This is a genomic window from Rhodococcoides sp. S146-33, assembly GCF_059489205.1.
On sequence record NZ_JCAJWY010000011.1, the window covers coordinates 44,005 to 57,802 of the forward strand.

The window sequence follows — 13,798 nt, forward strand, 5'->3', positions numbered from 1 at the left end:
CGTCGAGGCATGTGCACGGAACTTCGTAGTGGGCTACGAAGTTCCGTGCACATGCGGCGACGCCGCTCTACAGGTGTGGCAGCACCTTGTCCAGGGTGATCGGAAGGTCGCGGACTCGGACGCCGGTGGCGTTGTAGACCGCATTCCCGATGGCCGCCGAGGAACCGACCGCACCGATCTCACCGATTCCCTTGCCACCCATCGGGGCGAGTTCGGTGTCGACCTCGTCGATCCAGACGGCCTCGAGGTCGGTGACGTCCGCGCACGCCGGAATGTGATACTCGGCGAGGTCGTGGTTGGCGAACCCGCCGAACTCGTGATCGACGATGCCACTTTCCATCAGCGCCATCCCGAGACCGAACGTCATACCGCCGATGAGCTGAGATCGGGCCAGCCGCGGATTCATCACCGCGCCGATACCGAAGACACCGAGCATTCTGCGTACCCGTACTTCACCGGTGTCGACGTCCACGGCCACTTCGGCGAACTGGGCACCGAAAGCCATGCGCGCCAACTCCTTCTGGCCCTCCACGTCATCGGTGGTGTCGGCCTCGGCCGAGTTGCCCGGCTCGTACGAACCCTGTGACTTCAGCGAGTGGCAGACCTTGGTGACGGCCCAACCCCACGACGAGGTACCCGAGGATCCGCCGGCGCCCGGAGCCTTCGGCAGAGCGCTGTCGCCGAGTTCGACGGTAACGGTGTCGACGTCGACCTCCAGAGCATCAGCGGCAATCTGACGCAGCACGGTCCGCGCACCGGTGCCGATGTCCGTCGCAGCGACGGACACCGTGATCGTGCCGTCATGCTCCACTCGCGCCGCCGCGGTACTCGGCGAAATCAGCACCGGGTAGCTGGCCGTCGCGACTCCCATTCCGATCAGGGTGTTGCCCTCTCGGCGCTGTCCGGGCACGAAGTCGCGGCGATCCCAGCCGAATTTCTCGGCCCCCTCGCGAAGGCATTGCACCACACTGCGTGAGCTGAACGGGTTGCCGCTGGCGGGATCGACTTCCGGCTCGTTGCGAATGCGCAGTTCGATCGGATCGATTCCGGTGGCCACAGCCAATTCGTCGATCGCCGTCTCGACCGCGAACATTCCGGGCGCTTCACCCGGTGCCCGCATCCACCGAGGAGTTCCGACATCCAGCTTCGCGAGTCGGTGGGTGGTGCGACGGTTCGGGGCCGCATAGATATGCCGGGTCGACTCCGAGGTCTGCTCACAGAACTCGAAGATGGTGCTGGTCTGCTGGAAGGAATCGTGCGCGATCGCAGCCAGTGTGCCGCTCGAATCAGCACCCAGGCGAACATGATTGAGCGTCGGGGTGCGATAGCCGACCATGTCGAACAGCGCTTGCCGCGGCAGCACGAGTTTGACGGTCTTGCCGGTCGCCCGCGCCGCCATCGCCGCGAGGACCGCGTTGGGCCGAGTGCTGCCCTTCGCACCGAATCCGCCGCCGACGTTCTCGGCGATCACACGAACATTCTCGGGTTCCAGATCGAACGCCGTGGCCAGGTCGCCCTGGACACCCGACGGTGCCTGCGTCGAATCCCAGAGTGTCAGAACGCCGTCGGACCACTGCGCCGTGGTGGCATGCGGCTCCATCGGACTGTTGTGCATCGGAGCCGTCGAGTACCAGTTGTCGACGACGTGCTCGGCCGTCTTCAACGCAGCATCGGCATCGCCGATCGTGACGTCCGTGGGAAACCCCGCGTTCACTGATTCGGGCGCGTACAGCGAGCTGTGCTCGGCGGTCAAAGTGTTGTCGGGTGAGCGAACGTCGGCGTACCGCACCTGAACCTGGGCGGCGGCGGCACGCGCGGCTTGAAGGGTGTCGGCCACAACGACGGCTACGATCTGGCCGCGATAGGAAACGGTATTCGACTGCAGCACATGCAGTTCGGCATCCTCGACGTCGCCGAGCTTCTCGGCGTTGCCGTGCCAGAGGACGGCGTGCACCGCGGCGTCGGCACCGAGTTCGACATGCTCGACAATCCCGGCGGGAACCGTCGCGGGCACGTACCAGGCATACAACTGCCCGACGGCCGGCGGCTGCTCCGCGGCATAGCGCGCCGTACCGGTGACCTTGGCGATGGACTCGGTGCGCTGAATCGACTGCCCGATCGAAGCCGTCATGATCGGTCTCCCATTTCTTTCGTAGCGCTCGACTCCACGAGTTCGACCAGAGTTCGGGCAACGAGATTGGTCACCAACGGAATCTTGAACGCGTTGTCGCGTAACGGCTCTGCAGAATCGAGCTCGAGCGCCATGGCCCGCCGGAACGACGCCTCGTCCGCGGCGGTACCCAACAGTGCATGCTCGGCAGTGTGTGCCCGCCACGGCTTGTGTGCGACGCCGCCCAGAGCGATCGACACTCCACGCACGATCCCGTCCTCGACATCGAGAACAGCGGCGACGGACGCGATCGCGAAGGCGTAGGACTGCCGATCGCGCACCTTGCGGTAAGTGGAGACGGCGGTGTCGGCCGGCTTCGGAATCTCGATGGCCGTGACGATCTCGGTCCGAGCCACCGTGTTGTCGCGCTCGGGTTCGTCCCCCGGGAGTCGGTAGAAGTCGTCGATCGCGAGGACGCGTTCGCCGTCGACTCCATGAACGACGATGCGCGCGTCGAGTGCCGACAGCGCCACCGCCATGTCCGAAGGGTGCGTTGCCACGCAGGCCTGCGACGCCCCGAGGATGGCCAGGTTTCGATTTTCGCCTTCGCGCGCAGGGCAGCCCGAGCCCGGTTCGCGCTTGTTGCACGGCTTCGACGAGTCCATGAAGTACACACATCGAGTGCGCTGGAACAGGTTTCCGCCGGTGGTCGCCATATTGCGTAGTTGACCCGATGCACCGGAGAGAACCGCCCGCGACAGCACCGGATAGCGCTGACGCACCACCGGATGCACGGCGAGGTCGCTGTTGGTCACGGCGGCACCGATGTGCAGGGAACCGTCGGCGACTATCTCGATGTCGTGCAGCGGCAATCGCGTCACGTCGATCAGAGTCGACGGGCTTGCAACCCCCAGCTTCATCAGATCGACGAGGTTGGTTCCTCCGCCGAGCACCATCGCGTGCTCGTCCTGGGCGAGGCGGGCCACCGCGTCGTCGACCGCCGTGGCGGTGCCGTACTCGAACGTCTTCACGATGCGTCCTGCACGGCCGGAACGATGTTGGCGTAGGCACCGCAGCGACAGAGGTTGCCGCTCATCCGTTCTCGCACTTCGCCCGAGTCGAGTTCGACGTCGGTGGCCTCGAGGTCCTCGGTGATGGCGCTGGGCCATCCCTGCTTGGCCTCTTCGATCACCGCGACCGCCGAGCAGATCTGCCCGGACGTGCAGTACCCGCACTGGAACGCATCACGATCGACGAAGGCCTGTTGCACCGGGTGCAGCGTGTCGCCGTCGGACAATCCCTCGACCGTGACGATCTCACGACCGTGCTGCGCGACAGCAAACGTCAGGCAACTGTTGATCCGGCGACCATCGACCAGAACGGTGCAGGCACCGCACTGCCCGTGATCACACCCCTTCTTGGCCCCGATGAGGTCGAGGTTCTCGCGTAGTGCGTCGAGCAGGGTGGTGCGGGTGTCGCAGTCGATCTCGCGTTCGGTTCCGTTGACACTGAGTGTGACGTGGGTCATGCACGGGCGGATACCCGAGGCCGGATCTACCAAACGCTTGCGCTGGGGTCGTGCACGGAAATTCGTAACCCACTACGAATTACCGTGCACGTGCGGCGAAGCCGCTCTAGCGCCTGCCCTTGAACTTCCCGCCGCCCCGCGGCCCACCACTACGTCCGGGAGGACCGGAATCGGGCTGCAGCTGAATCAGCACACCGCTGATGCGGGTACGACGCAACGCCTCGACCGTCTCGTCGGCCAGATCCGCAGGCAGCTCGACCAGCGAATGGTCGGGACGAATGCTGATGTGTCCGAAATCGCTTCGACGCAGACCACCTTCGTTGGCGATGGCACCGACGATGGCACCGGGCGCAACGTGATGACGCTTTCCGACGCTGATGCGGTACGTCGCCATTTCCTGGCCCGTCTTGCGGTGATGCGAGCTGGCCGCATCCTCGTCGAACGTGCGCGGCGGACGCGGCTCCCGCGGCTCCCGGGGTGCGCGCGGCGGGGCAGGCGGCTCCGGCTTCAACAGGAACGCTTCGCCGTCGCGCGACTGGATCGCCAGCGCTGCCGCGATGTCGACCAAGGGCACGTCGTGCTCGCGCTCGTAGTCCTCGATGAGGCGGCGGAACAGCGCCAGATTCTCGTTACCGAGACTCTCGGTGATGGAGTCCTTGAACTTCGTCACGCGCTGCGCATTGACGTCGTCGACGCTGGGCAACTGCATCTCGGTGATGGGCTGACGCGTCGCACGCTCGATGGCCTTGAGCAGGTGACGTTCCCGCGGCGCGACGAACAGCAGAGCCTGACCGGCTCGGCCCGCGCGGCCGGTGCGGCCGATGCGGTGCACGTAGGACTCGGTGTCGTGCGGGATGTCGTAGTTGATGACGTGCGAGATCCGGTCCACATCGAGGCCACGGGCTGCTACATCGGTGGCCACCAGAATGTCGATCTGGCCGTTCTTGAGCTGGCCGATGGTGCGCTCGCGCTGAGCCTGCACGATGTCGCCGTTGATCGCAGCGGCCGAGAAGCCCCGTGCGCGCAGTTTCTCGGCAAGCTCCTCGGTGGCCTGCTTGGTGCGCACGAACATGATCATGGCCTCGAACTCTTCGACCTCGAAGATTCGAGTGAGCGCCTCGAGCTTGCGCTGATGCGCCACCTGCACGTACCGCTGGGTGATGTTCGGTGCCGTCGACGTCTTGGTCTTGACGGTGATCTCTACCGGGTCGTGCAGATACTGCTTGGAGATCTTGCGAATCGCGGCCGGCATCGTGGCCGAGAACAGCGCGACCTGCTTGTACTCGGGAGTGTCGGACAGGATGCGCTCGACGTCCTCCTGAAACCCCATCTTGAGCATCTCGTCGGCCTCGTCGAGCACGAGGTACTCGAGCCCGGACAGGTCGAGGGTGCCCTTCTCGAGGTGGTCGATGACACGACCCGGTGTACCGACGATGATCTGGGCACCCTTGCGCAGACCGGACAACTGGATGCCGTACGCCTGGCCGCCGTAGATGGGCAGAATGTGCAGACCCGGAATGTGGGTGGCGTACTTACCGAACGCCTCGGCCACCTGCAATGCCAGCTCGCGGGTCGGTGCCAGCACCAATGCCTGCGGCGTGCGGCGCGAGACGTCCAGACGAGACAGAATCGGCACCGCGAACGCGGCGGTCTTGCCGGTTCCGGTCTGTGCGAGGCCGACGACGTCGTTACCCGCCATCAACGGTGGAATGGTCGCCGCCTGAATGGGCGACGGGCTCTCGTAGCCGACGTCGCGCAGGGCCTTCAGGACCCGCTCGTCTATTCCGAGATCGGCAAAGGTGATGTCGTCACCCTCTGGGGCGGGAGGGGGCGAACTCGTCTCGTCAGACGTCACGGCGGCATCCTGATCAGATTCTGAAGTGCTCATATGTCGCCGAGTTTAGTACCTGCTCGACCCCTGCGACCCCTTCTACGCTGATCAGGTGACGAAAACGGTGCCACCGACGCTTCGTGCGAGGAGCCTCACAGACACGACCCGGCGGCGAGGGGCGGCTGCGGACGGATAAGTTGTACGCCGAGTCACACTCAACTCCCCCCTGAGCCGACCAAAATTCACAAACCGGACACCCTCGGTGGTGCGTTACGGACCGGGGTGTGATGAAATGCACAACTACCACGCTATTTTTCCGTAAGGGGTCCAGCAGTGCGCGAATATTCTGTGCCGGCGTCGTTCACCATTCCCGACGACGCTTCCATGGCCGACACCGTCTTCCGGTACGAGAAGGAATCGCCGAACCTCGTACCCTTCCAGCGACTCGTGAACGGCACCTGGACCGACGTCACCGCGGGCCAGTTCGCCAAAGAGGTCACCAACGTCGCCAAAGGCCTGATCGCATCGGGCATCGAACTCGGTGATCGCGTCGCGATTCTCAGCGCGACCCGCTACGAATGGGTCGTTCTCGACTACGCCATCTGGACCGCCGGTGGTTGCACCGTCGCGATCTACGAGACCTCCTCGGCCGACCAGGCCCAGTGGATCCTCGAGGACTCCGCGACGAAGCTGCTCGTCGTCGAGACCCCGAAGCATGCCTCGAACCTCAAAGAGGTCACCGAAGGTGCCAAGGATCTGCGCGAGGTACTCCAGATCGACGCCGGTGCAATCGACGAGCTGACCACCCGCGGCGCGGGAGTCAGCGACGAGGACGTGCATACCCGTCGGCACCAGGTCACCGCTGCTTCCCCGGCCACCTTGATCTACACCTCGGGCACCACTGGTCGCCCCAAAGGTGTGCAGCTCACGCATGCGAACTTCTACGCCGAGGTCCAGGCCACCCAGATCGCGTTGCACGACTCCATGCGCGAGGGCAATCGCACGCTGATGTTCCTCCCGATGGCGCACGTGTTCGCCCGCGCGGTGTCGTTCGGCTCGTTCGAGTCGAAGGTGACCGTGGGCCACACCTCGGACGTCTCGACATTGGTCGAGCAGTTCGCCGTCTTCAAGCCGAACTTCATCCTGTCGGTGCCGCGCGTGTTCGAGAAGGTCTATAACTCGGCCAAGCAGAAGGCACACGACGGCGGCAAGGGCAGCATCTTCGACAAGGCCGCCGCGACGGCCATCGAGTGGAGCGAGGCCCAGGAGAAGGGCGGCGCAGGCCTGGTTCTCAACCTCAAGCACACCGTCTTCGACAAGCTCGTGTACTCCAAGCTGCGGGCCGCGCTCGGCGGCAACTGCGACCGTGCGGTCTCCGGCGGCGGCCCCCTCGGCGCTCGCCTCGGCCATTTCTTCCGTGGCGCAGGCGTCCCGGTGTACGAGGGCTACGGACTGACCGAGACCAGTGCGGCCGTCACGGTCAACACCACCAAGGAACAGCGCGTCGGCACCGTCGGCAAGCCCATCGACGGCCACTCGGTCAAGGTCGCCGAGGACGGCGAACTGCTGCTCAAGGGCCCGGTGGTGTTCAGCGGTTACTGGCACAACGAGAAGGCCACCGCCGAAGCGATCGTCGACGGTTGGTTCCACACCGGCGACCTCGGCGCGATCGACCAGGAGGGCTTCGTCTCGATCACCGGCCGCAAGAAGGAAATCATCGTCACCGCGGGCGGCAAGAACGTCGCTCCCGCGGTACTCGAGGACGCCCTGCGCGCCAACGCAATCGTCAGTCAGTGCCTCGTCGTCGGTGACGCCAAGCCGTTCATCGGTGCCCTCATCACCCTCGACCCCGAGGCAATGCCGGGCTGGCTCGAACGCCACAACCTGTCGGCCGACATCCCGTTCGCCGAGCTGTCGAAGAACGCCGACCTCGTCGCCGAGATCGACAAGGCCGTGGCCGAGGCAAACAAGAAGGTCTCCAACCCCGAGCAGATCAAGAAGTACACGATCCTCGAGAACGACTTCACCGTCGAAACCGGAGAGCTCACCCCGACGATGAAGCTCAAGCGCAACATCATCCACTCCGAGCGTGGCAGCGACATCGAGGCCATCTACTCGTAAATCGACTTCGACGACAAGGCCCGGCGTGCTGTGCACGCCGGGCCTTCGACGTTCTGGGATCAGGACATGTGCTCGTCGAGGAACTCCGCGACCGCCATCGTCACCTGCAGGTGAATCTTCTCGTGCAACAGGTCGTGGCCGCCGTCGTCGAACTCGTGCAGGGACGCGTCGGGTACGCCGCCGATCCACTCGCGTACCGCATCGATCGGAGCCAAGCGGTCGTCGACACCGTGCACGGCCAGGATCGGAATCACATTGTCCGAAAGGTCGTCGGACGCGCCCGTCACCGACTTCGGAGTGCCGCACAGCACGGCGCACCGGACTGCCTCCGGATGCGCGCCGAGCGCTGCGATGGCCGTCGCAGCACCCAACGAGTGCCCCATCAGCGCGAACGACAATTCGGGATGTTCGGCCTCGGCGATGTCGAGCAACTGCAGCGCATTCTGAGCCAGGCCGGCTATCTGAGCCGCGTCGGTGAGCTCCCCTTCGGTGAGGCCGTGGCCGACGTGATCGACCGCCCACACGTCCACTCCGCGACCGTTCAGCACCCGAGCGAACCGGTGATAGTGGCCGCTGTTCTGACCGAGACCGTGGAGGAAGACAAGACCGAAACGAGCATCGGGAACGGTCCAGTTTCGGTAATGGACAGCACCGGTGGCTCCGTCGAAAAATGGCATTCGATCATTTTGCCTCGTCTCGTCGACATCCGCGCGCAACGTGACCGGTGCCGCTGTCGTCGATGGCTAGGGTGTGCACTTGTGTTCCTCCTCGCCGATCGGGTCGTCTACAGCGCCAGCGACCTCGCGGCGGCAGCGTCCTGCGAGTTCGCATTGCTCCGCCGACTCGACGGGCTGACCGGACTGATCCCGCGCGCAGTCGCCGAACCCGACCCCATGCTCGACCGAACCTCCGCGCTCGGATTCGAGCACGAACGTCGACAACTGGCGGTCTTCGAGCAGCGCTACCCCGGCGGCGTCCTGACGATGGACAGACCGGGACGTACCGCCCAGGAACTGGCGGACGCTGCATGGGCAACCTTCACCGCGCTGACCGCACGCACCCCCGTGGTGTACCAGGCGACCTTCTTCGACGGCCGGTTCTTGGGCTTCTGCGACTTTTTGGTGGCGGAAGGGAAGGGCTACGGCGTCTACGACACCAAGCTCTCGCGGCACGCAAAGGTGCCGGCGCTGCTGCAGTTGGCGGCCTACGCCGACGCGCTGAAGGCCGGCGGAGTCTCACCGAGCGACAAGGTTCACCTGATGCTCGGCGACGGCAGCGATTCTGCGCACTCTCTCGCCGAGATACTTCCGGTCTACCGGCAGTCCCGAGAGCATCTGCAGCACATCCTCGACGAGCACCAGGCCGAAGGCACCGTCGTCGACTGGTTCGATTCGCGCTACTCCGGTTGCGGGCAGTGCGAGGCCTGCGATGTCGAAGTGGAACAGCACCGAGACCTGGTTCTCGTGGCCGGCATGCGTGCGAGCACGCGCGACAAGCTGCTCGACGCCGGAATCACCACGGTGGACGAGCTCGCGGCATCGACCGGGGTCATCGAGGGGATGTCCACTCGAACGACGGCGAACCTGCGCGCCCAGGCGGCGCTGCAGGTTCGTCAGGAACGCAGCGGCGAGGCCGAGTTCGAGATATTCGACGCCGAAGCCCTGGGCGTGATTCCCGAACCCGACCCGGGCGACATCTTCTTCGACTTCGAGGGCGATCCACTGTGGGCCGAGACGGGCAGCTCCGTACCTGGGGTCGTTCCGCAGGCTCCACTCCCGGAATGGGGCCTCGAGTACCTGTTCGGCGTATACACCGCCGACGGCGACTTCCTGCCGTTCTGGGCGCACGATCGCGCACAGGAACGCCGTGCCCTGATCGACTTTCTCGACTACGTCTCCGCGCGCCGCGCCGCACACCCGAACATGCACGTCTATCACTACGCGCCGTACGAGAAGACGGCGCTGCTGCGACTGGCCGGGCGCTACGGAGTGGGCGAGGACGCCGTCGACGATCTGTTGCGGGACAACGTGTTGGTGGACCTCTATCCGGTCGTGCGGTCTGCGGTGCGCATCGGAGCCCGTTCCTACAGCATCAAGAAACTCGAACCGCTCTACATGCCTGCCGCCCGCGACGGGGACGTCACCGACGCCGCTGCATCGATCGTCGAATACGCGAACTGGTGCGATCTGCGGGATCAGGGCAAGGATGTCGAGGCCGCCGCTCTCCTGGCCGATATTGCCGAGTACAACCGCACCGACTGCGAATCGACTCTGCGACTGCGCGATTGGTTGCTCGAGCGCGCATCGGACGCCGGTGTCTCTCAGCGCGAGAACCTGGAGCTCGACCTCGACAATGGCGCTTCCGATACCGCGAGCCCGCTGGAACTCGACCTTGCCGAGTATGCGGGGTTGCCCTGGGATCGCACCCCGACGCAGCAGGCCGTGGCCCTGTTCGCCGGTGCCGTCGGCTATCACCGCCGAGAGCGAAAGCCGTTCTGGTGGGCCCACTTCGATCGACTGACCCACCCGATGGACGAGTGGCCCGATGCGGCGGACGTGTTGAAAGTCGAACGTGCGGAACTGGTGCACGACTGGATGAAAACGGCACCCACACAGCGGGTTCAACGACGCCAGATCAAGCTGTTGGGCCATCTGAGCAGCGGCGTGCTCGGGGGCTCGAAGGTCAAACTCCTCTACGCGGAACCAGCTCCGGAAGGACTGCCGAAACAGCAACCGACCCATCGCGCGACCACGTCCGTCGAGATCGTGCAGGCCGGCTACGAGGGCACCCTCGACATGGTCGTCGTGCAGGAGAACCTGCGCAAGGGCGTGACCGCCTACACCGACTTTCCCATCGCGACGGCACCGGAGCCGCCGCCCGCGACCAAGTACCTCGAAGAGGCGATCCTCGCCGTGGCCACCGAGGTCAGCGCCGCCCTGCCCCACCTTCCGCGTACGGCCATCGCCGATCTGCTGACGCTGTCTGCGCCGCGAACCCGCTCCGGCACAGGCCTTCCCGCGGTCGAGGGCCACAACTACGCAGCTGCGGTCACCGCAGCGCTCCTCGATCTGGAGAACTCCTACGTAGCCGTTCAGGGCCCACCCGGGACCGGGAAGACCTACACCGCCGCGCGGGTGATCGCCGAACTGGTCGATATCCATCACTGGCGCATCGGCGTGGTCGGCCAGTCGCATCACGTGGTGAACAATCTGCTGGACACCATCGTCGCGGCCGGGGTGGACCCGGCCAAGGTGGGCAAGAAGGCCCCGACAGCCCACACCGTCGTCGAACCCACCGACTACGCCCGTTTCGTCACCGACGCCGAGCAAGGTTGCGTCATCGGCGGCACCGCCTGGGACTTCTCCAACCCCGGCCGGATACCGCGCGGTGCTCTGGATCTGCTGGTCGTGGACGAGGCCGGGCAGTTCTCGCTGGCCAACACCATCGCCGTCTCGGTGTCCGCACGCAACCTGTTGCTGCTCGGCGACCCGGCACAGCTACCGCAGGTCAGTCAGGGAACCCACCCCGAACGCGTCGACGAATCCGCGCTGGGTTGGATCACCGACGGTCACCCGACACTGCCCGCCGATCGCGGGTACTTCCTGGCGACGACGTGGCGGATGCACCCGGCCTTGTGCGCACCCGTCTCGACGCTGTCGTACGAGGGCAAATTGCAGTCCAACAGCGCTGTGACACAGACTCGTTCACTGACAGGACTGGAGCCCGGCCTGCACGTCGTCTATCTGGACCATCACGGGAACTCCACGGACTCGGCCGAAGAAGCCGACGAGATCGTCGCACGAGTCCAGGGTCTCGTGGGTCGATCGTGGAGCAACCCTGAGTCGTTCGAGGGCGCGCGTCCGATGGAGCAATCCGACTTTCTCGTCGTCGCGGCCTACAACGCGCAGGTCGCCGTCATCCTCGAGCGCTTGGCGGCCGCCGGCCTGGACGACGTTTCGGTTGGAACCGTCGACAAGTTCCAGGGCCGACAGGCACCGGTGGTGTTGATCTCGATGGCGGCATCGGCGATCGAGGACGTGCCACGCGGCATGGGCTTTCTGCTCTCACGCAACCGACTCAATGTCGCCGTCTCTCGCGGTCAGTGGGCCGCGATACTGATCCGATCACGAGCATTGACCCAGTACTTGCCGTCGACCCCGGACGGGCTGCGCACCCTGGGCACCTTCATGAGCCTGTGCGAGAACGGGATTCAGCCGAAGGCCATGCCCTCGCCGCGGTAGGTGGGGACCGGTTCGACGGATCCGTCGGTGTGCACCAGATGCAGGGTGTCGAATCGCTCGCACAGTTCGCCCGCCTTCGCGTGCCGAAACCAGACTCGATCACCGATCTGCACCCCATCGGCCCCGCTCACCGGAGTCTGCACCTCACCGGCACCCTCGTTGCGCAGAAGCTTCAACCCTGAGGTAATCACTCCGGCGGCCTTTCTCGACCAGGCGACCGGCCGCGGGGATCGCGACCCCGACGCCGGACCCGACGCGATGTAGCCACCGCCGAACAACGTGGCGATCTGCGGGGTGGGCTTGCGTACCACCGGCAGAGCGAAGAACAGCGACGGCTCGGCCGAGAAGGCGCGGTACCGATCGAAGAGTGTCGGCGCGAACAGACCGGATCCGGCGGTGACCTCGGTGACGACCGGATCGGCAGCCGAGAAGTCGATCGACCCGGTGCCACCGCTGTTGACGATCTCGATTCGACCCACCGCCGCAGACACCGCCTCGACCACTGCCCTTCTGCGCGTGGAGATCTCACGAGCAGAAAGCGACTTCATCCATTCCACCGCAACATTGGAGTCGGGCACTCCGGCGATCTGCGCCTCGTAGAACATCAGACCGACGACCCGGAACCCCCGCGAATGCGCCACCCGCGCGAAAGCGGCGACCTGCTCGGGATCGCGTAGCGGAGAACGCCTGACCCCGATGTGCAGCGGCCCGATTCGCAGCGAGGCATCGACATCGATACAGATACGAGGCTTGAGAAGGTCGCTGCGGGTGGCGTCGCGCACGATGTCCAATTGTGCGACGTCGTCGACCATCAACGTGATGCGACCCGACAGAACCCGATCGTTGACGACCTCGGCGAGGGCAGTGCGGTCGACACTCGGATAGCCCATCAGGATGTCCTCGACGCCCTGGCGCGCGAGCCACACAGCCTCACGCAGCGAGTACGCCATGACCCCGCTCACGCCGTCGGTTGCGAGTACCCGATCGAGGACGGCACGGCAACGCACCGACTTGCTGGCGATCCGAATCGGCACACCCTTCGCTCGCGCCCGCAACGCCGCCGCATTGGCATCGAGGGCGACGGAATCGACTGCAGCCAAGGGGGATTCGAGACCCTCGGTAGCAGTGGCGATACGAGACAGTGGTGTCGTGTCGATAGTGACGACACCGGCGATCGAACTCATACTTCAACATTCCTTCGTCGTCGTTGCCGGGCCCACACAGTCAAACACTCCGCAGCCGAGAAGTCCCGGCGAGCACTCAACGGTCCAGAGCTTTGCCTGCGATCAGCCCGGACAGGTCGTCGATCTGCGCCAGCACCTCGAGGTCGTCGCCGTCGACCAACCACCGCAGCACCAGCCCGTCGAGAGTCGCCATCCCGAAGCGCGCGATCGACTCCACCGGCTCGAGCCATCTCGTGCCGGTGTGATCGGAGCACTTCTCGAAGAACAGCTGGGCCTCGGTGTCCCGGATCCGGTACTGGCCATTGGCGATCTCGGCAGCGGTGGCAGATCCGAGCGCGCGATGCCGCAGCAGGTAGGTCTTGATCTCGTACGCGAGCAACTGCCGATCCGGCGACTTCTCGATCAACAACCACACCGCGCTCAGTCCGCCGTGCACCAGCTCGCGAAGACCTCGAACTCCCGGCAGTTTCCGTGTACCGACCGCGCTGTCGAGTGCCGCGTGCAGAATCTCGGTGACGTCGACGATGAGGTGCTCCCCCATTGCGATCACCAGATCCTGCTTGGTGTCGAAGTGGTACTGCACGATGCCCTTCGTGACGTCGGCGTACTCCGAGAGTGCGCGCACCGTCAGGGACTCGATACCCACCTGCTCGGCAACGTCGATCGCCGACTGCACCAGTTGTGCGCGTCGCACATCCGCGGGCAGCCTCGATTGCATGACCCGATACTAGGGCGCTGCCGAAGACTGTGCCTCGTATTGACCCACGGGAGTGGAGCCTGCGG

At 65.2% G+C, this 13,798-nt stretch carries 9 protein-coding genes; 2 read left to right on the forward strand and 7 right to left on the reverse strand.

What is annotated here, in order from left to right; genetic code table 11:
• Positions 1 to 67 precede the first annotated feature (67 nt).
• The 4 genes from AC5WEY_RS25010 to AC5WEY_RS25025 all read right to left on the reverse strand — a co-directional run bounded on the left by AC5WEY_RS25010 (position 68) and on the right by AC5WEY_RS25025 (position 5,526).
• Complete coding sequence (locus AC5WEY_RS25010; protein ID WP_495647979.1) at positions 68 to 2,131, reverse strand: xanthine dehydrogenase family protein molybdopterin-binding subunit; 2,064 nt, start codon at positions 2,129 to 2,131, stop codon at positions 68 to 70.
• Complete coding sequence (locus tag AC5WEY_RS25015; RefSeq protein WP_495647980.1) at positions 2,128 to 3,141, reverse strand: FAD binding domain-containing protein; 1,014 nt, start codon at positions 3,139 to 3,141, stop codon at positions 2,128 to 2,130. The genes AC5WEY_RS25010 and AC5WEY_RS25015 overlap by 4 nt, the downstream gene beginning before the upstream one ends.
• Entirely contained in the window at positions 3,138 to 3,638 is a 501-nt protein-coding gene (locus AC5WEY_RS25020; protein ID WP_495647981.1) for a 2Fe-2S iron-sulfur cluster-binding protein, read from the reverse strand. Before AC5WEY_RS25020 ends, AC5WEY_RS25015 begins: the two co-directional genes overlap by 4 nt.
• A gap of 106 nt (positions 3,639 to 3,744) precedes the next feature.
• Positions 3,745 to 5,526, reverse strand: a complete 1,782-nt coding sequence (locus tag AC5WEY_RS25025; RefSeq protein WP_495647982.1) for a DEAD/DEAH box helicase — start codon at positions 5,524 to 5,526, stop codon at positions 3,745 to 3,747.
• 276 nt (positions 5,527 to 5,802) lie between these two features.
• Between AC5WEY_RS25025 and AC5WEY_RS25030 the strand changes: the two genes are divergently transcribed.
• Entirely contained in the window at positions 5,803 to 7,590 is a 1,788-nt protein-coding gene (locus AC5WEY_RS25030; protein ID WP_495647983.1) for an AMP-dependent synthetase/ligase, read from the forward strand.
• A gap of 59 nt (positions 7,591 to 7,649) precedes the next feature.
• Here AC5WEY_RS25030 and AC5WEY_RS25035 read toward each other — a convergent pair whose 3' ends face one another.
• Entirely contained in the window at positions 7,650 to 8,267 is a 618-nt protein-coding gene (locus AC5WEY_RS25035) for an alpha/beta hydrolase (protein ID WP_057475425.1), read from the reverse strand.
• Between the two features lie 81 nt (positions 8,268 to 8,348).
• On the opposite strand from AC5WEY_RS25035, the gene AC5WEY_RS25040 reads away from it, so the two are divergent.
• Positions 8,349 to 11,831, forward strand: coding sequence for a TM0106 family RecB-like putative nuclease (locus AC5WEY_RS25040; RefSeq protein ID WP_495647984.1), 3,483 nt, complete (start codon positions 8,349 to 8,351; stop codon positions 11,829 to 11,831).
• Here AC5WEY_RS25040 and AC5WEY_RS25045 read toward each other — a convergent pair.
• Positions 11,801 to 13,015, reverse strand: coding sequence for an alanine racemase (locus AC5WEY_RS25045; RefSeq protein WP_057475423.1), 1,215 nt, complete (start codon positions 13,013 to 13,015; stop codon positions 11,801 to 11,803). The genes AC5WEY_RS25040 and AC5WEY_RS25045 overlap by 31 nt on opposite strands.
• Positions 13,016 to 13,091: 76 nt before the next feature.
• Positions 13,092 to 13,733 carry a TetR/AcrR family transcriptional regulator gene (locus tag AC5WEY_RS25050; protein WP_057475422.1) on the reverse strand — a complete coding sequence of 214 codons (642 nt, stop codon included), beginning with the start codon at positions 13,731 to 13,733 and terminating at the stop codon, positions 13,092 to 13,094.
• Positions 13,734 to 13,798 lie beyond the last annotated feature (65 nt).